Source organism: Shewanella sp. ISS20 (assembly GCF_056522965.1).
Genome location: NZ_JAWRZK010000001.1, coordinates 3,867,957 through 3,888,450 on the forward strand (window position 1 = coordinate 3,867,957; position 20,494 = coordinate 3,888,450).

General features: G+C 45.6%; 17 protein-coding genes and 4 tRNA genes. 17 read left to right on the plus strand and 4 right to left on the minus strand.

The annotated features are described in order from the left end of the window. The first annotated feature begins 261 nt into the window (after positions 1-261). From AC1HDP_RS17665 to AC1HDP_RS17690, 6 genes are all read left to right on the plus strand, one after another. On the plus strand, positions 262-3,126 hold the full coding sequence (locus AC1HDP_RS17665; RefSeq protein ID WP_479639767.1) for a family 20 glycosylhydrolase: 2,865 nt from the start codon (positions 262-264) through the stop codon (positions 3,124-3,126). Positions 3,127-3,356: 230 nt separating this feature from the next. Further along, positions 3,357-4,259 (plus strand): N-acetylglucosamine kinase, encoded by a 903-nt coding sequence (gene nagK, locus AC1HDP_RS17670; protein WP_479639768.1) that lies wholly within the window; start codon positions 3,357-3,359, stop codon positions 4,257-4,259. A 10-nt stretch (positions 4,260-4,269) separates the two neighbouring features. After that, positions 4,270-5,268 carry a glucosamine-6-phosphate deaminase NagB-II gene (gene nagB-II, locus AC1HDP_RS17675; protein ID WP_479639769.1) on the plus strand — a complete coding sequence of 333 codons (999 nt, stop codon included), beginning with the start codon at positions 4,270-4,272 and terminating at the stop codon, positions 5,266-5,268. Between the two features lie 29 nt (positions 5,269-5,297). Next, positions 5,298-6,425: an N-acetylglucosamine-6-phosphate deacetylase gene (gene nagA, locus AC1HDP_RS17680; RefSeq protein ID WP_479639770.1), complete on the plus strand. Its 1,128-nt coding sequence runs from the start codon at positions 5,298-5,300 to the stop codon at positions 6,423-6,425. An 83-nt stretch (positions 6,426-6,508) separates the two neighbouring features. Beyond that, entirely contained in the window at positions 6,509-7,654 is a 1,146-nt protein-coding gene (gene nagX, locus AC1HDP_RS17685) for a transmembrane glucosamine N-acetyltransferase NagX (RefSeq protein ID WP_479639771.1), read from the plus strand. Between the two features lie 164 nt (positions 7,655-7,818). Beyond that, complete coding sequence (locus AC1HDP_RS17690) at positions 7,819-9,141, plus strand: sugar MFS transporter (RefSeq protein WP_479639772.1); 1,323 nt, start codon at positions 7,819-7,821, stop codon at positions 9,139-9,141. A 391-nt stretch (positions 9,142-9,532) separates the two neighbouring features. Here AC1HDP_RS17690 and AC1HDP_RS17695 read toward each other — a convergent pair. The 3 genes from AC1HDP_RS17695 to AC1HDP_RS17705 form a co-directional block, all read right to left on the minus strand. Continuing rightward, positions 9,533-9,608, minus strand: a tRNA-Thr gene (locus AC1HDP_RS17695). Between the two features lie 6 nt (positions 9,609-9,614). Continuing rightward, positions 9,615-9,690 (minus strand) — tRNA-Phe (locus AC1HDP_RS17700). Positions 9,691-9,850: 160 nt separating this feature from the next. Then, complete coding sequence (locus AC1HDP_RS17705; RefSeq protein WP_479639773.1) at positions 9,851-10,720, minus strand: DMT family transporter; 870 nt, start codon at positions 10,718-10,720, stop codon at positions 9,851-9,853. Between the two features lie 217 nt (positions 10,721-10,937). On the opposite strand from AC1HDP_RS17705, the gene greA reads away from it, so the two are divergent. Beyond that, positions 10,938-11,417 (plus strand): transcription elongation factor GreA, encoded by a 480-nt coding sequence (gene greA, locus AC1HDP_RS17710; RefSeq protein ID WP_479639774.1) that lies wholly within the window; start codon positions 10,938-10,940, stop codon positions 11,415-11,417. Positions 11,418-11,462: 45 nt separating this feature from the next. On the opposite strand, the gene yhbY is transcribed toward greA, so the two are convergent. After that, positions 11,463-11,762, minus strand: coding sequence for a ribosome assembly RNA-binding protein YhbY (gene yhbY, locus AC1HDP_RS17715; RefSeq protein ID WP_479639775.1), 300 nt, complete (start codon positions 11,760-11,762; stop codon positions 11,463-11,465). 90 nt (positions 11,763-11,852) lie between these two features. Between yhbY and rlmE the strand changes: the two genes are divergently transcribed. The 10 genes from rlmE to nusA all read left to right on the plus strand — a co-directional run bounded on the left by rlmE (position 11,853) and on the right by nusA (position 20,490). Next, positions 11,853-12,482, plus strand: coding sequence for a 23S rRNA (uridine(2552)-2'-O)-methyltransferase RlmE (gene rlmE, locus AC1HDP_RS17720; RefSeq protein WP_140931660.1), 630 nt, complete (start codon positions 11,853-11,855; stop codon positions 12,480-12,482). A gap of 44 nt (positions 12,483-12,526) precedes the next feature. After that, positions 12,527-14,506, plus strand: a complete 1,980-nt coding sequence (gene ftsH / locus AC1HDP_RS17725) for an ATP-dependent zinc metalloprotease FtsH (protein ID WP_479639776.1) — start codon at positions 12,527-12,529, stop codon at positions 14,504-14,506. A 56-nt stretch (positions 14,507-14,562) separates the two neighbouring features. Next, a complete protein-coding gene (folP, locus tag AC1HDP_RS17730) occupies positions 14,563-15,408 on the plus strand; it encodes a dihydropteroate synthase (protein WP_479639777.1) in 846 nt (281 codons plus the stop codon). Between the two features lie 85 nt (positions 15,409-15,493). Then, positions 15,494-16,831 carry a phosphoglucosamine mutase gene (gene glmM, locus AC1HDP_RS17735; RefSeq protein ID WP_479639778.1) on the plus strand — a complete coding sequence of 446 codons (1,338 nt, stop codon included), beginning with the start codon at positions 15,494-15,496 and terminating at the stop codon, positions 16,829-16,831. Between the two features lie 147 nt (positions 16,832-16,978). Next, positions 16,979-17,761 (plus strand): triose-phosphate isomerase, encoded by a 783-nt coding sequence (gene tpiA, locus AC1HDP_RS17740; protein ID WP_140931668.1) that lies wholly within the window; start codon positions 16,979-16,981, stop codon positions 17,759-17,761. Between the two features lie 3 nt (positions 17,762-17,764). Then, the gene (secG, locus tag AC1HDP_RS17745) at positions 17,765-18,088 is read left to right on the plus strand and encodes a preprotein translocase subunit SecG (RefSeq protein WP_479639779.1); all 324 of its coding nucleotides are present in this window, start codon (positions 17,765-17,767) and stop codon (positions 18,086-18,088) included. Positions 18,089-18,098: 10 nt separating this feature from the next. Continuing rightward, positions 18,099-18,185, plus strand: a tRNA-Leu gene (locus AC1HDP_RS17750). A gap of 81 nt (positions 18,186-18,266) precedes the next feature. Next, positions 18,267-18,343, plus strand: a tRNA-Met gene (locus tag AC1HDP_RS17755). Positions 18,344-18,507: 164 nt separating this feature from the next. After that, positions 18,508-18,963 carry a ribosome maturation factor RimP gene (gene rimP, locus AC1HDP_RS17760; RefSeq protein ID WP_140931673.1) on the plus strand — a complete coding sequence of 152 codons (456 nt, stop codon included), beginning with the start codon at positions 18,508-18,510 and terminating at the stop codon, positions 18,961-18,963. A gap of 27 nt (positions 18,964-18,990) precedes the next feature. Next, positions 18,991-20,490: a transcription termination factor NusA gene (gene nusA / locus AC1HDP_RS17765; RefSeq protein ID WP_140931675.1), complete on the plus strand. Its 1,500-nt coding sequence runs from the start codon at positions 18,991-18,993 to the stop codon at positions 20,488-20,490. The last annotated feature ends 4 nt before the right edge of the window (positions 20,491-20,494 follow it).

The following is a 20,494-nucleotide window of genomic DNA, read 5'->3' on the forward strand; positions in this document are numbered from 1 at the left end:
ATCTTAAATGACAGCGTTGTCATTGCTTGTTTGGTAACTCTGTGAAGGTCTGCATGAATGGATGAGGTCTCCTTCATGCTTGTTGATTATCGTCACCACTTTGGTTGCGAGTTGCATTTGCAAGGCTTTACTGCTCCATTTGTCTAGTTAGTCTCTCCCCAGAAACTACATGGGCTGGGTTCATCACAGATGATTCCCAGCCATTTTTTTGTCTGGTGTATTACAGGTGGCAGCCTTACATAATCACAAGAGAGGATAGTGATGAATCGCTTTGACTTATTGTCGATGCCACTTAGGTCTGTGCCCGCATTAACGTCAAGGGCAAGGTTAGTGCTAGCCTTAAGCGCTGCGCTTGGATTGAGTGTAATGCTCAGTTTTAGTGTCAATGCGCAGGCGTTAACTAATGCTGAGACTAAAATTTCAGGGATGCAGGGCTCTGCGACTAACACCATAGCGACCAACACCATAGTGACGCAGGGCGAAGACAGTCAGCCGAGTGAATCTCAGGCTAAGCTTGCGGCATTTGCCCAGCAACTTAAGCTTGAATATCAACTTATTAATAATACCCAAGGTCGCGACTGCCTCACTGCCGATAATAGTGCGCCGTCCGCTCAAACCTCAGAAACTGCCCCTAAGCTGAGTTGTGTTAACGCTCAGCTAGTCATAACATCAACAGTTGATTATAGCGGTGATGTTTCCATATTTTTTAGCCACATTCGCCCAATTTCACGCGTACTAACCCCACTATTCACCATTAAACGCATTCAAGGCGATTTACATCAGTTGCAGGCAACCCCGCAATTTCAAGGCTTTAAAGCAGGTCACACAGTCACCATTCCTTTTGTGGCCGAGTTATGGCAATTAGCCGAAAGCGATGCCATGCCCAATTACTATCTGGTGCAAGCAGGGTTAGCCCCAGAGGTCATCCACAGCACTCAGTTGCAATTTGAAGCCGAGACGGGCATGGAAATCCGCCCCTTTGTCAAAGCCTATGATAACGCTCAATTACAATTTAAAAGTAGCGTCAGTGATGACGTGACTTGGGTAACGCCGCAATCAATCTTTGCTGAAAATCAAGACACGCCTCGAAATGAGGCTGGCGTCAGCAGCCAAATTATTCCAACGCCAACAGTTGTACAGTTGATTAAGGCGCCGCCACTCTCACTTGCCTCGGGACTAAAGATTCAGGGCTATGCCAATAGCAACAAAATAGCCATGGAAAGCGCATTAACCTATCTAGCCTCGTTAGGCATGACTCAATCATCAAGTGGTGTAAGCCTTGCTTTAAGCTTAGATCCAAGCCTTGGCATTGAGGCTTATCGATTAGCTATTAATGATGCGGGCATTGCCATTGCTGGTGGCAGTGATACCGGAGTGTTTTACGGCTTAATGTCGCTAGCCAGTTTGTATGATATCAATACTCAAAGTGTGGCGCCGCTGACAGTGGTTGATGCGCCGCGCTATTCATTTCGCGGCTTTCATCTTGATGTTGCCCGAAACTTTCATGGCGTAGCCCAAATTGAAAAGCTGCTTGCACAAATGGCAGCCTTTAAGCTTAACAAGCTGCATTTGCATATGGCCGATGATGAAGGGTGGCGCTTGGCTATTGCGGGTTTACCAGAGCTCACTGATGTTGGTGCTAAGCGTTGTCATGATTTAACTGAAAAAACCTGTTTATTACCCCAACTGGGCAGTGGGCCAAATGCCGATTCGAGTGTGAATGGTTACTACAGCCGAGAGCAGTACATACATTTAGTTAAGTTTGCGGCGGCGCACCATATCCAAATTATCCCCTCTATGGATATGCCAGGGCATTCGCGTGCGGCGATTAAAGCTATGGATGCTAGAAGTGCGCGCTTAGCGCCTGCGATGGTCAATCAATATCAGCTTAGCGATCCGCAAGATAAAACCCAATACTCATCGATTCAGCACTATAACGACAACACCATCAATGTGTGCTTAGAGTCGAGTTTTGCATTTATTGACAAGGTAATAAATGAAATCGCCTTTATGCATCAAGAGGCTGGTGCTGCGCTCACGCGATATCACATAGGCGCCGATGAAACCGCTGGCGCTTGGCTTAAATCACCAGCGTGCGCCGCCTTTATTGCAAATAATCCTTATGGCGTTACTGATATGAATCAACTCGGTGGTTATTTTATCGAGCGGATTAGCCAAATGCTGGCGCAAAAAGGCATTGAAGTCGCCGGTTGGAGCGATGGCATGAGCCATACCCGCATAGAAAATATGCCAACCATAGTGCAATCCAATGTGTGGGATAGTCTGCATGCTGGTGGCCATAAGCGTGCTCATCAGCAAACTAATTTGGGTTGGGATGTCGTGCTTTCCGTTCCCGATGTGTTGTATTTCGATATGCCGCACGCCGCCGATCCCAAAGAGCATGGTTATTATTGGGCGACGCGAGCAAGCTCTAGCCGTAAAGTCTTTGAATTCATGCCAGGCAATTTAGCCGCTAATGCTGAGCAGTGGCACAATTTTGAAGGGCGGCCTTATGTGGCCGATGACAGCATCATTCGTACAGATACAGGCTTAGATATGGGTTTAGATACAAGCACTCACTCCAATACTCATGCGGCTCCCGTTGCTATTGGACAAGTGCCATTAGCACAAGGGCGTGAGGTGCTTGGTATTCAAGGGCAGCTATGGAGTGAAACTGTTCGTTCTAATCAACTGGTTGATTATCTCACTTTTCCGCGCCTCTTGATGCTGGCAGAAAGAGCTTGGCATCGCCCTGAATGGGAAGTGCCTTATCTGCCGCAAGGGGCCATTTATAGCGAAAATAGTGAGTATTTCACGCCCTTGATGCAAGCGCAGCAATTAGCGCAGTGGCAGCTACTGGCCAATACCTTAGGGCAAAAAGCATTAGTGAAATTAGACAAGGCTAAGGTTGAGTATCGCGTGCCTTTGGCTGGGGCGAAAATTCAAGATGGTTTATTGCATATGAATACTAGCTTCCCAGGGCTTGCGCTTGAATATCGAGAAATGAATGGTCAGTGGCAGCGCTGGAGTCATGGCGTTAAGGTTACCTTGCCTGTCGCTGTGCGCGCCCGTTCCGCCGATGATAAGCGGGCAGGGAGAATGTTAATTTTGAGGGACTCATTATGAATGCATGCGGGGTGGAGGTGAAAAATCACCCACAAATCGATTGTAATTCATACGATTAAGGTGAGGTTAACGTGATGCTTCTCTAAATTTAGGTGGTAATCACGCATTGGTTCAGAGGTCGAATAATATAAAATGACAGCGCTGTCATTTTTGGGCTAACATCATATCAACCACAATAAATCCTGATGTTGCAGGATGATTCTATGGACGGATATCACATGAGAGATGCGATGAATTCAAATGCGCACACGCAGCAGCCATTATTTTTAGGAATCGATGGCGGTGGTACAAAATGCCGAGCCTTGCTCTATTGTCAGCAGCGAGGTGCCTTAGGAGTAGGTGTCGCAGGTCGCGCCAATCCTCTGCATGGATTACAGCAAACGTTTGATTCAATCACTGAGTCTGCCTTATTAGCCCTAGCTGATGCGGGCTTAGATGCAAGCCTAATATCAAGCCTGATAGTGGGCGCTGGTCTTGCTGGTGTAAACGTTCCGCGCTTATTTGCCGATGTTGCCGCCTGGGATCATCCTTTCCAACGTTTTTATCTCACCACAGACTTACATACTGCCTGTCTTGGCGCTCATGGCGGCGATAACGGCGCTGTGATTATTACTGGCACAGGTTCTTGCGGCTATGCGAACACTGGCTCGCAGCAAGTGTTACTCGGTGGTCATGGTTTTGCTTTAGGCGATAAAGGCAGTGGTGCTTGGTTAGGTTTAAAGGCCGCCGAGCATGTGTTACTCGCTCTCGATGGTTTTGCCAGCCCAACCGCGTTAACCCCAAAGCTTCTTAACTATTTCGGTTGTAAAGATGCCATGGGCATAGTGGCGCAGTTAGCCGGTCATTCATCATGCTGTTATGCCAAATTGGCGCATCTGGTATTAGCAACCGCTCGCGAAGGCGATGAAGTGGCTTTAGCCATAGTAAATGATGGCGCGGATTACATTAGTCAATTAGCGCAGAAATTACTGAGCATCAGCCCAAGCCGTTTCTCTATGATAGGCGGGTTAGCCGAGCCTTTACGACCTTTTTTAGCGCCGCAGGTCAGCGATGCCATCAAACCTATATTAGCTGCACCCGAAATGGGCGCAGTATTATATGCCCAGCAATCAGAACAACAAGTTGCAATTTAAGGATAAATATATGACTCAAACCATCATGGAGCGCGAAGCGCGTCAAGCCCCGCACCTGATCCGTGAACAATTACTGGCTAATAAAGAATTAGCGGTAGAAATCGGGCAGAAATTACGTGAGTTCAAACCAAAGTTCGTGATGATAGTGGGCCGTGGCTCATCAGATCATGCTGGTGTGTTTGCTAAGTATTTATTAGAAGTAGAGTTAGGCGTGCCTACCTTTGCTGCGGCACCATCGGTTGCTAGCGTCTATGGTAAAACCTTGCACCTCGAAGGCGGCTTAGTGATTGTGATTTCTCAATCCGGTCGTAGCCCAGATATTTTGGCGCAGGCACGCATGGCGAAAGAAGCCGGTGCTTATTGTATTGCCATTGTTAATGATGAAACTTCACCGATTAAAGATATTGTTGATCAGGTGTGGCCGGTGCGCGCTGGTGAAGAAAAAGCAGTAGCTGCCACTAAGAGCTACTTAGCTACTTTGTCATCATTACTGCAGTTGGCCGCTAACTGGTCACAAAATGAAGAATTACTGGCGTCTTTAGAGACCTTGCCTGATGCCCTGCAAGGCGCAGTTGATGCTGAGCCACAACTAAAAGCAGAAGCATTAGAAGGCGTTAAAAACCTGGTGATCTTAGGCCGCGGTTTTGGTTATGCAGTATCTAAAGAAATTGCGTTAAAAATGAAAGAAGTTGGCGGCGTGCATGCTGAAGCTTTCTCAAGTGCTGAGTTTTTGCATGGCCCAGTGACCTTAGTAGAGCAAAAGCTTACCGTTATTGATGCTTGCGTTGCTGATGAGTCTTATGCCAGTCACATAGAACAAGTTGAAAACGTGGCAAGTCGCGGCGCCAATATGATCCACTTAAATCAAACTGCCAATGGCTTAGCGCCGCGCGTTGCGCCATTAGCCTTGTTGCAGCGTTTTTATATCGATATGGCCGCTGTGGCTATTGCTCGGGGAATCGATCCTGATAACCCAAAGGGTCTTAAGAAAGTTACCCAAACCTTATAATCAGCAGTCATTTAACGAGGCATAACTCAATGAGAACTTACTTCCGTGCGCAGCAATTGTTTGATGGTCAGCAGTGGCTATCTGATGTGGAATTTTGTGTCGAACAAGGGCGTATTGTGTCCTTAAGTACGAACTCGGCGAGTCCTGATGCACAAGTGCTCACAGGGCGAGTTGTGCCTGGTTTTATTGATATTCAAGTCAATGGTGGCGGCGGGGTGCTATTTAATAGCAGCCCAAGTGTTGCTGGTATTCAGGCCATAGCCAAAGCTCATGCGCGTTTTGGTACCACGGCTATGCTGCCAACCTTGATTACTGATGATATTGAAGTCATGCAGGCCGCAAGTTCTGCTATGGCTCAAGCGATTAAGGCTCAAGTTCCCGGTATTTTAGGGGTGCATTTTGAAGGCCCACATTTATCTGTGCCGAAAAAGGGCGTACATCCTGCAGGCCATATTCGCCGCATTGCCAATGCTGAATTGGCGGAATTTGCTCGGCAAGATCTCGGGATTAAATTAGTCACGTTAGCGCCTGAAAATGTGGCAGAAGATGTCATTAGTCAGTTAGTGGCCGCGGGCGTTAAAGTTTGCCTTGGTCATTCCAATGCTGATTATGCCACGGCGATGGCGGCGATTAATGCTGGCGCCGATGGTTTTACCCACTTATTTAATGCTATGACAGCACTTGGCTCAAGAGAGCCTGGCATGGTTGGCGCAGCACTTGATAGCGACGCTTGGTGCGGCTTAATTGTCGATGGTCATCATGTTCATGCCGCAAGCGCGCGCATTGCACTTCGCGCCAAAGCGCCTGGTAAAATATTACTGGTGACTGATGCTATGCCGCCGGTCGGGGACGATGACAACCTGACTTTTGAACTCTTTGGTCAACAAGTCATTCGCAGTGGCGATCGCTTAAATGCAGTGACCGGCGAGCTTGCCGGCTGCGTACTTGATATGGCTTCAGCAGTGCGTAATAGCGTATCTATGTTAGGTCTGTCTCTAGATGAAGCGTTAAGAATGGCGTCTTTATATCCTGCCCAGTATTTAGGGGTTAGCGATGATTATGGCCAGTTAACCGTTGGCGCAAGAGCTGACTTTGTGGTTTTAGATGACGATTTACAGGTTAGCCACACCTATATTGGTGGGGGTGCTCATTATTAGTTGCTTGATTAGTTGCTTGCAGAATAGCAACGCTCGCTAAAATAATTTAAATTTGGCCATCATAATAATTATCAGGATGAACCATGAGCCAAGGACAAACGAAGGATGCGTTACCGCCCATAACGCCGGCAGATAAGCCGCGCACCAGACTTAAATCATTAGATGCCTTGCGCGGCTTTGATATGTTTTGGATTTTAGGTGGTGAGGCCATATTTGCGGCCTTATTTGTTCTGACTTCTTGGCGAGGGTTTGAGTGGTTGGATGGCCAAATGCACCACAGCCAGTGGCATGGCTTTAGCTTTTATGATTTGATTTTCCCCTTATTTATATTCTTATCGGGCGTTGCCTTAGGCTTATCAGCCAAACGCCTTGACGCTTTACCCTTAGCATCTAGATATCCCTATTATCGCCACGCCTTGACGCGTTTATCCTTATTGATTGTCCTCGGAATTATTTATAACCATGGCTGGGGCAGTGGCATGCCGGCGTCTCTTGAGCAAGTGCGTTATGCCAGTGTGTTAGCCAGAATCGGTTTTGCTTGGTTTTTCACGGCCATGATAGTCTGGCACACCTCAATCCGCAGCCAATATTGGCTCGCGGCCATAGCATTAATTGCTTATACCTTATTGCAATTAAGCTTTGGCGCTAATGCTTTTACGGCGGTAGGCTCAATTAATGCTTGGGTGGATACTCATTGGCTGCCAGGCATCACTTATCAGAATCTGCCTTACGACCCCGAAGGTTTGCTTTCAACCTTGCCCGCCATCATCAATGCTTTAGTGGGTGTCTTTGTTGGACGCTTTGTTAAGCAGCAAGCATCCCCTAAACGATTACTCTTGACCTTATTGTTTGCTGGTAGCGCTCTCATTATTATTGGCATTCTGTTATCGCCATGGGTTCCTATTAATAAATCCTTATGGACCATGACTTTTTCGCTAGTCACCATAGGCTCTAGCATGTTGCTGTTGGCTCTGTTTTATGGGCTAGTCGATGTTCTTAATTGGCAAAGGTTTGGCTGGTTTTTTGCTGTAATAGGCACCAATGCGATAGTGATTTACTTGGCATCGAGCTTAGTGCAATGGCGCTATGTAGCTGACAGCCTATTCGGTGGGTTTATTCAAGCGGCTCCAGAGTTATGGCAGCCCTTATTATTGGCGATTTCGCTAATTACTGTGCAGTGGTTAATGCTGCGCTGGCTATATAACCGCCAGCTATTTATTAAAGTGTGACCTAGCTTACTATCATAGGTTCCTTAAGGATGACAGCGCTGTCTTTTTATGGTGTTATGCTTAAATAAACATAGTTAAAAATGATTAAGTGTATAAAAAATAGAGTTAGCCGCTAGGCGGGAAGCTTAAGCTTTAATAATGATAACAAGGACAAGAGGTAGGATATGAGTATGAGTGCAGTGAGTGAGGCAAAAGGGGCGCCGCAAAGCAGCCTATTACCTATGACCATTATTGGCATATTGTTTTTTATTTTTGGTTTTGTAACTTGGTTAAATGGCTCTTTAATCCCCTTTCTAAAAATCATTTGTGAGCTAAATGAATTTCAAGCGTTATTCGTGACTTTTGCTTTTTATATTGCCTATACAGTCATGGCTTTACCTATGTCATATATCTTAAAGAAGACAGGCTATAAAGATGGTATGGCAATTGGTCTTGGCATTATGGGCGTCGGTTCATTAATGTTTATTCCTGCCGCTCAATCAGCCAACTATCTATTGTTCCTAGTGGCTTTGTTTGTGCTAGGCACTGGATTAACTATTTTACAAACAGCATCTAACCCGTATGTAGTGCATATTGGTCCGCGTGAAAGTGCGGCGATGCGTATTAGTATCATGGGATTAATTAATAAGGGTGCTGGCGTAATGGTGCCACTCTTATTTACTGCCTTGGTATTATCAGGTCTTGATAATTTTAGCTCTGAACACTTAGCGGCTTTAAATGAAGTTGAAAGAGCTGCACAAATTTCTGAATTATCAGCACGCTTAGTGATGCCTTATATTTATATGGCAGTGGCTTTAGTGTTTTTGATTGGTTTAGTTAAATTCTCATCATTACCCGAACTTGAGTTTGATGAGCCAGGGGCAGAGCATAAGAATGCCACCGGTATCATGCAGTTCCCACAAGTAGTATTAGGTGCTGTTGCCTTATTTTGTTACGTCGGTATTGAAGTTATTGCTGGTGATACCATAGGTTTATATGGCGCCGGATTAGGCGTTCAAAACTTTGCTTCCTTAACTTCTTATACTATGGTTTTCATGGTGATAGGTTACTTAATTGGTGTGACTTGTATTCCAAAAATCATTAGCCAAGAAGCTGCATTAATCGGCTCATCAGTTGCGGGTATGTTGTGTATCTTTGGCGCAACTATGGCATCAACTGAGTCAACCGCTATTGCTCAAGTGTTATGGGGCTGGTCTGGTATTCCTGTGATCCCCGACTCAGTGACGTTTGTGGCTATGATGGGTCTGGCACACGCCTTGGTATGGCCGTCAGTATGGCCGTTAGCTTTACAAGGTTTAGGTAAGTTTACTGCTCAAGGTTCTGCCTTATTAATCATGGGTATTTCCGGTGGCGCTATTTTACCTCTAGCCTTTGGTCAAGTTGCCTTGTTTGCTGATACTCAAATGGCTTACTGGGTTGGCTTACCTTGCTACCTATTTATCTTATTCTATGCCCTGAAAGGTCATAGGATGCGTAGCTGGAAATAACGTACAGTATCTTTGACGGTGAGTTAGTCGAGAGTTGATTGACGCCTGATATACGTAAACAGTAACGGTCCTTTATAGGGCCGTTTTCTTTGGGTGACTATTTATCTTGGCTGCTTGTAACTCTCGCGTCACAAGGCATTATTGGAGTTCCAGTAACCTATGGCAAGCTAGAAAGGAGTCGTTGCGATTGGAGCGTGACAGTGTATTGAGTGTAGTGGGGGAGGTGTTATGTATTGCGGGCATAAATCAGAGGGGCTTGCCTTATACATAGGCTCAAGAAGTATTATCTCGATGCAACTACCAATTAGATTCAATCACCAATGAATGTAAGAAGGTTTTATTTTGCTACAGAAACAACAAAGCCACTCATTGAGTGGCTTTGTTGTTTATATGGTGCCGGCACCAAGAGTCGAACTCGGGACCTACTGATTACAAGTCAGTTGCTCTACCAACTGAGCTATGCCGGCTAATTTTGGTGCCCGAACCCGGAATCGAACCAGGGACACGAGGATTTTCAATCCTCTGCTCTACCGACTGAGCTATTCGGGCAACTAACATCAGAGTTAGTCTGCTATCTAGCGGCTGTCGCTGCTTGATGTGGCTATAGTAGTGTCACAGTTCTAAACTGGCAAGTCGTTTTTTTGCAAAAACAAACTGTTTGCTCAGCTTTTAATCTTTGCGCTGGTATTTTGAGTTATTTGCTTAAAAATCAACTCGCCGGGCTAGTGCTTTTTCGTATTTGCCACACTGTATGTATGCCTAAGGTGGTTAATATGATGGCGCCGCCGGCCATATCATTGGCTGATGGCACATCGCCCACAAATAAATACACATATAATGGACCTAATAGCACCTCTGCTAGCAAAATGAAGCTAGTTTGCGCCGCGGGTATATACGCAGGTGACTTAGAGATGCACAGATAAGCCCCTGGCACCACTAAACCGCCTAGCAGCAATAAGTAGATAAACTGGCTCTGGCTAACACTTAACGGGCTAGCGCCTTGATAAAGCGAATAGAGCGCAACCAAGATGCCAGAAGCAATCAAAAAGCTGGCAGCATGTTGGCCTTTGGTTTTACGCATAATGACTAGATAGATAGCCGTCGACATAGCAGTAAAGACAGCGTAGAGGTTACCTATCCATTCGCCATCACCTGGGGCGAAGGCAAAAATGATCCAAATTCCGGAAATCGCTATGGCAATAGCCACTTGGGTAGTACGTTCAATTCTTTCTTTTAATACAATAAGCGCTAACAATGCGGTAAATAATGGTGCGGTATTAACTATCACTAAAGTGCTGGCAACTTGGGTATGATCGAGCGATTCCACAAAACATATGGTGGAGGCCGCAAATAACACGCCTGCCAGTAGCACTAACTTAGTCGGCGGAGTAAAATCTTGAACTAATTCATGGCGATTAAAAATTAATTGAATGAAGAATAAGGAGCTCGCTTGCAATGCTCCGCGCCAAAAAAGTAGATCCCAAGGTGAACCGCCGATCAATTTAACTAATAGGCTATCGAAGCTTAGGATCATGATCCCAGTAAACGCTAGCCATAAGCCTTTATGTTGATCTGTCATGGTTTTTCTCTGCTGATTAAGACTGCAAAAGTATAGAACATCCACTTATCAAATAAATTTTCATGGAGATTCTTTCATATAGGCGCAAGCTTGGGTAAGCTGTAGGCATTCTAAAGCACCACCTATTTTCATTGCTGGTGCAATTCCAACCTATTTATATCCAAATGAGCACTGTCTTGTTTGGATTACTGTTGTTTAATGGAGACACAGAACTGTTATGAATAATAAGGTTCCAATGACCGTCGTTGGCGCAGAGAACTTGCGCAAAGAACTGGATTTTTTGAAGTTCGATAGACGCCCTAAAATTACCGAAGCCATTGCTACGGCTCGTGAGCTTGGCGACTTAAAAGAAAATGCTGAATATCATGCCGCCCGTGAAGAGCAAGGTATCTGCGAAGCGCGTATTCGTGACATTGAAGGTAAATTGTCAAACTCGCAAATTATTGATGTAACCAAAATGCCAAATACTGGCAAGGTTATTTTTGGTACCACTGTGACGATTTTAAATCTGAACACTGAAGATGAAGTGACCTACAGAATTGTTGGTGATGATGAGGCGAACTTTAAACTCAATTTGATTTCAGTGAATTCACCGATTGCCAGAGGTTTGATTGGTAAGAGTGTGGATGATGAAGTGACGATTGTGACGCCAGGTGGTATCTCTGATTTTGAGATAGTGTCAGTTCAATATATTTAATAGATACAAAAAAGCCGCTAAATTTAGCGGCTTTTTTGTTGAAATTTACTTGGCTCGTGGCAAAGCAATCTTCATTTCTTCTGACTGACGGAACAATATCAGTATGTGGCCAATGACTTGGACTTTTTCAGACTGAGTTTCACGAACAATAGCATCTACAATGGCGGTTTTCATGTCGCGATCACTGGTAGCGACCTTCACTTTAATTAGTTCGTGATGACCGAGCGCACTATCGATTTCAGCCAGTACACCTTCGGTTAAACCGTTGGATCCCAGCAACACCACAGGCTTTAAGTTGTGAGCCAGTGCTTTGAGGTGTTGTTTCTGTTTGGTTGTTAAGTTCATTTCTACCAACTTTATGCTGAGTTACTGTTGAAAAACCGCTATTCTACCCTTATATAGGCTCAGTGTAATACTCATTTTCACGGAAATTCGATGTCAGGTAAAAAACGTTCAGCCAGCTCAAACCGCTGGATGCTAGAGCATTTTGATGATCATTATGTCAAATTAGCTCAAAAACAAGGTTTGCGATCGCGAGCAGCATTCAAGTTAGAAGAGTTGCAACAAAAGGATAAGTTGATTAAACCCGGCATGACAGTCGTTGATTTAGGGGCAGCTCCTGGCGGCTGGTCACAAATCGCGGTTAAATTGCTTGAGGGCAAAGGTAAGGTCATAGCTTGTGACATTTTACCTATGGACCCCATAGTCGGAGTCGACTTTTTACAAGGGGATTTCCGTGAAGATAAAGTATTGGAAGCCCTCTTAACACGTGTTGGTGAAGCGAAAGTGGATCTAGTGTTATCAGATATGGCGCCTAATATGAGTGGAACCGGGGGGGTTGATCAGCCCCGCGCTATGTATTTGGTGGAACTGGCACTTGATATGTGTCACCAAGTATTAGCACCCAATGGTAGTTTTGCCGTTAAGGTCTTTCAGGGGGAGGGCTTTGACGATTATATGAAAGCGGTGAAGGATGCCTTTAAGGTAGTCAAGACCCGTAAACCGGACTCCTCACGCCCGCGTTCGCGTGAAGTCTATCTTGTGGCGACAGGTTACAAGTTGTAGTAATCTAGCGTTAATCATCGCAAGACTTTAAGAGGTCGAGTAATTTGAGTGACATGGCAAAAAATCTAATACTCTGGGTGGTCATCGCCGTCGTACTGATGTCGGTGTTCCAGGGATACTCCCCCTCTTCTTCCTCAGCGCAGAAGATGGATTATTCAACCTTTTTGGATGCAAACCAAAAAGGTAATGTAGCGTCAGTTGTTATTGCTAGCGACCAACGCACTATAGATGGAGTAAAGCGCAGCGGTGAGAAATTCACCACTATCATGCCTATGTATGATCAAGATCTTATCAATGATCTGATGAGCAAAGGCGTGCTCGTAGCGGGTAAGGAAGCCGAACAGACTGGTTTCTTGACTCAAATCTTTATTTCTTGGTTCCCCATGCTGCTATTAATTGGCGTATGGATATTCTTTATGCGTCAAATGCAAGGCGGCGGTGGTAAAGGCGCAATGTCATTTGGTAAGAGTAAAGCCAAGTTGATGGGCGAAGATCAAATCAAAACTACGTTTGGTGACGTAGCAGGTTGTGACGAAGCCAAAGAAGAAGTGAAGGAGTTAGTGGATTACTTACGTGACCCAACTAAATTCCAACGTCTTGGTGGTCGTATACCTACAGGCGTCTTGCTTGTTGGCCCACCAGGTACAGGTAAAACATTATTAGCTAAAGCCATTGCCGGTGAAGCTAAAGTGCCATTTTTTACCATTTCAGGTTCTGATTTTGTTGAAATGTTTGTGGGTGTGGGTGCCTCGCGCGTACGTGATATGTTCGAGCAAGCCAAAAAATCTGCCCCATGTATTATTTTTATCGACGAAATCGATGCGGTCGGCCGTCAACGTGGCGCTGGATTAGGTGGTGGGCACGATGAGCGTGAACAAACACTGAACCAAATGCTAGTTGAGATGGATGGCTTTGAAGGTAATGAAGGTATTATCGTGATTGCGGCGACTAACCGTCCCGACGTTCTCGATGCCGCATTACTGCGTCCAGGTCGTTTCGATCGTCAAGTAGTGGTAGGTTTACCTGATGTTCGTGGTCGTGAGCAGATCCTGAAAGTGCATATGCGCAAAGTACCGATTGGTGATGATGTACAAGCGAGCGTGATTGCTCGTGGTACGCCAGGTTTCTCTGGCGCCGATTTAGCTAACTTAGTCAACGAAGCGGCTCTGTTTGCTGCCCGCGGTAATCGCCGTGTGGTGGGAATGGAAGAGTTTGAGCGTGCTAAAGATAAAATCATGATGGGTGCTGAGCGCCGCTCTATGGTGATGTCGGAAGCTGACAAAGAAATGACGGCTTATCACGAAGCCGGCCACGCCATTGTTGGTTTTTTAATGCCAGAGCACGATCCGGTTCATAAAGTAACCATTATTCCTCGTGGCCGCGCGTTAGGTGTAACTTTCTTCTTGCCAGAGGCTGATGCTGTTAGCCAAAGCCGCCGTAAACTTGAGTGTCAAATCTCAGTAGCTTATGGTGGACGTTTAGCTGAAGAGATGATTTATGGCCGCGAGCAAGTATCGACGGGTGCATCGCAAGACATTAAGTATGCCACTTCGATAGCGCGTAACATGGTGACTCAGTGGGGCTTCTCTGACAAACTTGGACCATTATTGTATGCCGAAGAAGAAGGTGAAGTCTTCTTAGGTCGCTCTATGGGTAAGTCCAAGCACATGTCTGATGAAACCGCGACTATCATAGACTCAGAAATTAAGGCGATTATCGATCGCAATTATCAGCGTACTCAGCAAATCCTGACTGATAATTTAGACATCTTACATTCTATGAAAGATGCCTTAATGAAGTATGAGACTCTTGATTCGCCGCAGATTGATGACTTGATGGCTCGTCGTGAAGTCCGTGCTCCTGCTGATTGGGCTGAAGATAATTCTTCGCGCGATGACAACGGGACACCTAAGGCTCGCTCAGCGGATGCTGCCAATCAAGACAACGTTGAACCTAAAGTGACTGAGGCTGAACCTAAGCCTGAAACGCCACTAAAGGACAGCGGTGAGGCAGAGATTAAATAACTTTTTGAGTTATAAAAGAAAACCCCGAAAGGGGTTTTCTTGTTTTCGGAGGATGGATGCAAAAGCTATATTCACACGGGTCAAGATTAGATGTGTCAATGCCGGTTATTATGGGCATTGTTAATACCACTCCAGATTCTTTTTCTGATGGCGGAGACTTTTTTAGCACTAAGCATGCCTGTGATCATGCCGATAAACTGATTAACGCTGGCGCCGGCATTATTGATATTGGTGGTGAGTCGACCCGCCCAGGTGCTGCCTTAGTCACAGAAGAACAAGAATTAGCGCGAGTCATTCCCGTCATTGAATATGTTAGTCGCCATCATGATGTGTGGATCTCCATTGATACCAGCAAACCTGCAGTGATGGCAGCTGCGATTGCCACTGGCGCCCATATGATTAATGATGTGCGAGCATTAACTGAGCCAGGTGCATTAGCCATGGCCGCGCAGTTACAAGTGCCGGTATGTTTAATGCATATGCAAGGGCAACCGCAAAACATGCAAGCTAATCCCGAGTATGAAAATATTATTCATGATATTCTCACTTTTTTTAAGGCGAGAATTGCGGCATGTATCGCTGCAGGTATCCCGCTCGATAACTTAGTATTAGACCCAGGGTTTGGTTTTGGTAAGACGCTAACCCATAACTATCAAATACTGGCGCAATTAGCGCAGTTTGCCGTGTTAGAACGCCCCTTGTTAATCGGGTTGTCGCGCAAGAGTATGATAGGGCAGTTACTGAATCGCGATGTTGAAGAGCGACTAGTTGGCAGCGTCAGCGCCGCCTTAATTGCTTGCCAACATGGCGCCAATATTATTCGTGTGCATGACGTGGCAGAAACCATGGACATGCTAAAGGTTTGGCAAATGACCCAAACCAAAATGATAAAACAGAATTAAAAAACGAAAATTATGGCGACAATAGTACGTTATTGATTTTCAAACAGCGTTGAGACCTCGTTACATTTATACATGGATTACAGCAATGAGAAAATTTTTTGGAACTGATGGCATTCGCGGCCGAGTAGGCGCGGGAACAATGACGCCTGAATTAGCATTAAAATTAGGCTGGGCAGCTGGTCGCGTATTATCGCGCAGTGGCACTCGTAAAGTGATTATTGGTAAAGATACGCGTATTTCTGGTTATTTATTTGAATCAGCATTAGAAGCCGGGCTGTCAGCCGCCGGCTTAAATGTCATGTTGCTTGGGCCAATGCCAACGCCAGCGGTTGCTTATTTAACTCGCACCTTCCGAGCCGAAGCTGGGGTTGTGATCAGTGCGTCACATAATCCTTATTACGATAACGGAATTAAGTTCTTCTCAACGACAGGTTGTAAGTTAGACGATAGCGTTGAACTACTAATTGAAGCTGAACTTGAAAAACCTATGACCTGTGTTGAATCGCATTTACTCGGTAAAGTGTCGCGGGTAGAAGATGCCGCTGGTCGCTACATAGAATATTGTAAAGGTAATTTTCCCGCCGAATTTACTTTAGAAGGCATGAAAATCGTGGTTGATTGCGCCCATGGCGCGACTTATCACATTGCTCCCAGCGTTTTTCGTGAACTGGGTGCTGAAGTTATTACCATAGGCACTAGCCCAAATGGTGTGAACATCAATCTTGATTGCGGCGCCACCTCAATGGCCGCGATTCAGGCTAAAGTGCTCGAAACTGGCAGTGATTTAGGTATTGCTTTAGATGGTGATGGTGACCGTATCATGATGGTTAATCGTCATGGCGAAGTGATTGATGGTGACCAAATTCTATACATCTTGGCGATAGATGCTCATTTGCGTGATACCTTGAAAGGCGGCGTAGTCGGCACCTTAATGTCTAATTTAGGTTTTGAGTTAGCCTTAAAGGCTGAAGGCATTCCATTTGAGCGCTCGAAAGTGGGCGATCGCTATGTCATGGAGTTGCTAAAAGAAAAGGGTTGGCGCTTAGGCGGTGAGAACTCTGGCCACATATTGAGCTTGGATAATGGAACCACGGGCGATGGTATTATCGCTGGGGTACTTGTGTTGGCGGCTATGTGTCGTCAACAACAAACGCTGGAGCAATTAACGGCCAAGCTTACTATGTTCCCGCAGGTGTTAATCAATGTGCGTTTTGAAGGCAAATCAGATCCATTGGTGTCTACCTTAGTAAAACAAACCGTTTTTGAGGTTGAACAGGCGCTCGGTCAACGTGGCCGCGTACTCTTACGTAAATCTGGCACTGAGCCATTAATCCGTGTGATGGTTGAAGGCGAAGACCAAGCTGAAGTGGAACGTTTTGCGAGTCAAATCGCTGCAACGGTAACTGAAGTTTCCAAAGGCTAAATGCTTGGGCAGATAATCTGCCCATAAAACCCCATTTTCGGGCAAAAAGCGAGCATTCGCACTAACTTAGCGAAATTTTGTGGGTTTGGGTATTGTAACTTACTTAGCTGTTAGTTATTATCCCTCCCGCTTTTAGAGGAGACAGAGATGGCACTCAGACGCCCCATGGTTGCAGGCAACTGGAAAATGAATGGTAGTGCGGAATTGGCACAAGATTTATTCAGTAAGTTTGCTCGCAAAATAAAGGACGATTCAGCTGAGGTAGTCCTATGTCCCCCAGCCATTTACCTGGAAAGTGTAAAGCGGTTGATGGAACAAAATAAAGAGGCCTTAAGTGGCAGCTTAGTCAGAATGGGAGCTCAGAACTTGAGTCAGCATCAATTCGGTGCTTATACAGGTGAAGTTTCTGGGCAGATGCTTGCAGATGCCGGATGTCGATATGTTATTATCGGTCATTCTGAACGTCGTAGAATGTACGGCGAAACCAGTGATATAGTTGCAGATAAGTTTGCAGCAGCGCAGCGACATGGTTTGACCCCGATACTTTGTGTTGGTGAGTCAGGTCCAGCCCGCGAAGCAAGACGGACATTTGAAGTCATTGCTGAAGAGTTGGATGTGGTCATTGAAAAAAATGGCACTATGGCGTTTGATAATGCAATTATCGCCTACGAGCCACTTTGGGCAGTAGGAACTGGTAAAAGTGCGACACCAGAGCAGGCCCAGGAAGTACATGCGTTTATTCGTAAACGACTTTCTGAAGTGTCTCCCTATATTGGGGAAAATATCCGAATCCTCTACGGTGGTAGTGTGACTCCAGCCAATGCGGCAGATATTTTCGCACAGCCTGATGTTGATGGTGGACTGATTGGTGGTGCCAGTTTAAACTCGGCTGAGTTTTTAACCCTGTGTTCCATAGCGATGAGCGCATAAAATATGTTTAATGTATTAATGATTGTTTACTTGTTGGTTTCACTTGCCTTAATTGGCTTGATTTTAATCCAGCAAGGAAAAGGGGCTGACATGGGCGCATCATTTGGTGCCGGTGCTTCAGGAACCTTATTTGGTTCAAATGGTTCAGGTAACTTCCTGACTCGAACCACTGCAATATTAGCAATTAGCTTCTTTGCATTAAGCTTAATCATTGGCAATTTGAGTGCAAACTCAGCGAAAGTTGATGATAGCTGGAAAAGTATTTCAACTGCGCCTGTTCAAGTTGAACAGCCAGTAACTCAATCACAGGATAAGATCCCTGATTGATAGCAAGTTCGCCGAGGTGGTGGAATTGGTAGACGCGCAGCCTTGAGGTGGCTGTGACCTAACGGTCGTGCGGGTTCAAGTCCCGCTCTCGGCACCAAATTTGAGTAGATATCGCGTTTTATTTACTCAGATATTGCAAGTAAACGGAATCAACCGTATACTTGCTGCAGTTTTCGGACGCGGGGTGGAGCAGCATGGTAGCTCGTCGGGCTCATAACCCGAAGGTCGTCGGTTCAAATCCGGCCCCCGCAACCAAACTCCCAGCGACGTTTCATTAATTTGGACGTAACTGTTTATAGGTTCTTATGTCAATGACCTCGTGATTACGGGGTTTTTTGTTATTTGCGACTTTTAAATTGGCCGGAATACGGCGTAATACTGGGGCTTATTAGCCCTTTTTTTGTTTTTTGGGGGTTACCTTGGCAACACTAGAATCCAAACTAACCGAGATGTTACTGCCTGCAGTGGCGGCTCTGGGTTTTCAGCTGTGGGGCATCGAATACCTGCAAGCGGGTAAACATTCCACATTACGGGTGTACATCGACAGCGATAACGGCATAAATGTTGAAGATTGCGCAGCTGCCAGTCGCCAGATTAGTGCCATCATGGATGTCGAGGACCCAATTACACATGAATATACCTTGGAAGTTTCCTCTCCAGGTGTCGATCGACCTCTGTTCAATGCCGAGCAATATGGTGTTTATCTTGGGGAAGATGCGAAAGTTCAATTGACTATGCCGGTTGACGGCAGTCGAAATCTGAAAGGTGTTATCACTAAAGTTGATGGTCAAATGTTGACCTTAACTGTTGATGGTAATGATAAATTGGTTGCTATCGATAATATTCGCAAAGGCAACTTAATCGCTAAGTTTTGATAGTTTCAAGGTGAACGAGGCAAGATCATGAATAAAGAAATTTTGCTGGTCGCTGAAGCAGTGTCCAATGAGAAAGCAGTTCCGCGTGAGAAAATTTTTGAAGCGTTAGAAATTGCCTTAGCGACTGCGACCAAAAAGAAGTATGAAGGCGATATCGAAGTTCGTGTTGCTATTGACCGCAAAACCGGTGCATATGAAACTTTCCGTCGCTGGCAGGTTGTTGACGATCAAGGTCAAGCATTAGAAAACCCATTCCGTGAAATCACTCTTGAAGCCGCTCGATACGAAGAGCCAGGCATCGAAATTGGTGCTTTCATTGAAGATGAAATCGAATCTGTTGTATTTGATCGCATCACTACCCAAACCGCTAAGCAAGTTATCGTACAAAAAGTACGTGAAGCTGAGCGTGCTCAAGTCGTTGAGCAGTTTGCTGATAAAGAAGGCGAGCTAATCACTGGTGTAGTAAAGAAGAGCAATCGTGACAGTGTAGTGGTTGATTTGGGCAGTAACGCTGATGGCGTATTGTACAAAGAAGATTTAATCAGCCGTGAAAGTTTCCGCCCAGGCGATCGCGTACGTGCATTATTGTACTCAGTACGTCCTGAAGCTCGCGGCGCTCAGTTATTCTTAACTCGCACTAAGCCGGAGATGTTGATTGAACTGTTCCGTGTTGAAGTACCTGAAATCGCTGACGAGATGATCGAAATCATGGGCGCAGCTCGTGATCCAGGTAGTCGCGCTAAGATTGCTGTGAAGTCAAATGATCGTCGTATCGACCCTATCGGTGCTTGTGTTGGTATGCGTGGCGCACGTGTACAAGCCGTATCGAATGAATTAGGTGGCGAGCGTGTAGATATCATCATGTGGGATGATAATCCTGCTCAGTATGTGATTAACGCTATGGCTCCTGCTGATGTGGCATCCATCATTGTTGATGAAGATAACCACTCAATGGATATCGCCGTTGAAGCTGACTCATTAGCACAAGCCATCGGCCGTAGCGGCCAAAACGTACGTTTAGCCGCCCAGTTAACTGGCTGGGAATTAAACGTGATGACTGTGGCTGATATGAATGCCAAGCATCAGGCTGAAAGTGCTAAAGTTGTTAATCTGTTCGTTAACTCGTTAGAGATTGATACTGATTTCGCACAGGTGCTTGCGGATGAAGGTTTCACTTCATTAGAAGAAATTGCTTATGTGCCGGTAACTGAATTACTGGCCGTTGATGGTTTGGATGAAGACATTGTTGAAGCCCTGCGTGAGCGAGCGAAAGCTGCGATTTCTACCAGAGCATTAGCTTCTGAAGAAGCATTGGATGGGGCAGAACCAAGTGATGATTTACTTGCGTTGGCCGGAATGGATCGTCACCTCGCGTTTGTATTTGCAAGCCGTGGGATCGTGACGTTAGAAGATTTAGCCGAACAAGGCATTGATGATTTGATCGAGATTGAAGAATTGACAGAAGAAAAAGCGGGAGAGCTGATCATGGCTGCCCGTAACATCTGTTGGTTTGGCGAAGAAGCCTAGTCGA

Excerpts from the sequence above, each read along its gene's own strand:
- yhbY (WP_479639775.1), bottom strand. The coding sequence starts at position 11,762 with ATGAACTTAACAACCAAACAGAAACAACACCTCAAAGCACTGGCTCAC.
- rlmE (WP_140931660.1), top strand. The coding sequence starts at position 11,853 with ATGTCAGGTAAAAAACGTTCAGCCAGCTCAAACCGCTGGATGCTAGAG.
- folP (WP_479639777.1), top strand. The coding sequence starts at position 14,563 with ATGCAAAAGCTATATTCACACGGGTCAAGATTAGATGTGTCAATGCCG.
- nagB-II (WP_479639769.1), top strand. The coding sequence starts at position 4,270 with ATGACTCAAACCATCATGGAGCGCGAAGCGCGTCAAGCCCCGCACCTG.
- nagA (WP_479639770.1), top strand. The coding sequence starts at position 5,298 with ATGAGAACTTACTTCCGTGCGCAGCAATTGTTTGATGGTCAGCAGTGG.
- greA (WP_479639774.1), top strand. The coding sequence starts at position 10,938 with ATGAATAATAAGGTTCCAATGACCGTCGTTGGCGCAGAGAACTTGCGC.
- AC1HDP_RS17690 (WP_479639772.1), top strand. The coding sequence starts at position 7,819 with ATGAGTATGAGTGCAGTGAGTGAGGCAAAAGGGGCGCCGCAAAGCAGC.
- nagK (WP_479639768.1), top strand. The coding sequence starts at position 3,357 with ATGAATTCAAATGCGCACACGCAGCAGCCATTATTTTTAGGAATCGAT.
- AC1HDP_RS17665 (WP_479639767.1), top strand. The coding sequence starts at position 262 with ATGAATCGCTTTGACTTATTGTCGATGCCACTTAGGTCTGTGCCCGCA.
- glmM (WP_479639778.1), top strand. The coding sequence starts at position 15,494 with ATGAGAAAATTTTTTGGAACTGATGGCATTCGCGGCCGAGTAGGCGCG.
- nagX (WP_479639771.1), top strand. The coding sequence starts at position 6,509 with ATGAGCCAAGGACAAACGAAGGATGCGTTACCGCCCATAACGCCGGCA.
- secG (WP_479639779.1), top strand. The coding sequence starts at position 17,765 with ATGTTTAATGTATTAATGATTGTTTACTTGTTGGTTTCACTTGCCTTA.
- tpiA (WP_140931668.1), top strand. The coding sequence starts at position 16,979 with ATGGCACTCAGACGCCCCATGGTTGCAGGCAACTGGAAAATGAATGGT.
- nusA (WP_140931675.1), top strand. The coding sequence starts at position 18,991 with ATGAATAAAGAAATTTTGCTGGTCGCTGAAGCAGTGTCCAATGAGAAA.
- AC1HDP_RS17705 (WP_479639773.1), bottom strand. The coding sequence starts at position 10,720 with ATGACAGATCAACATAAAGGCTTATGGCTAGCGTTTACTGGGATCATG.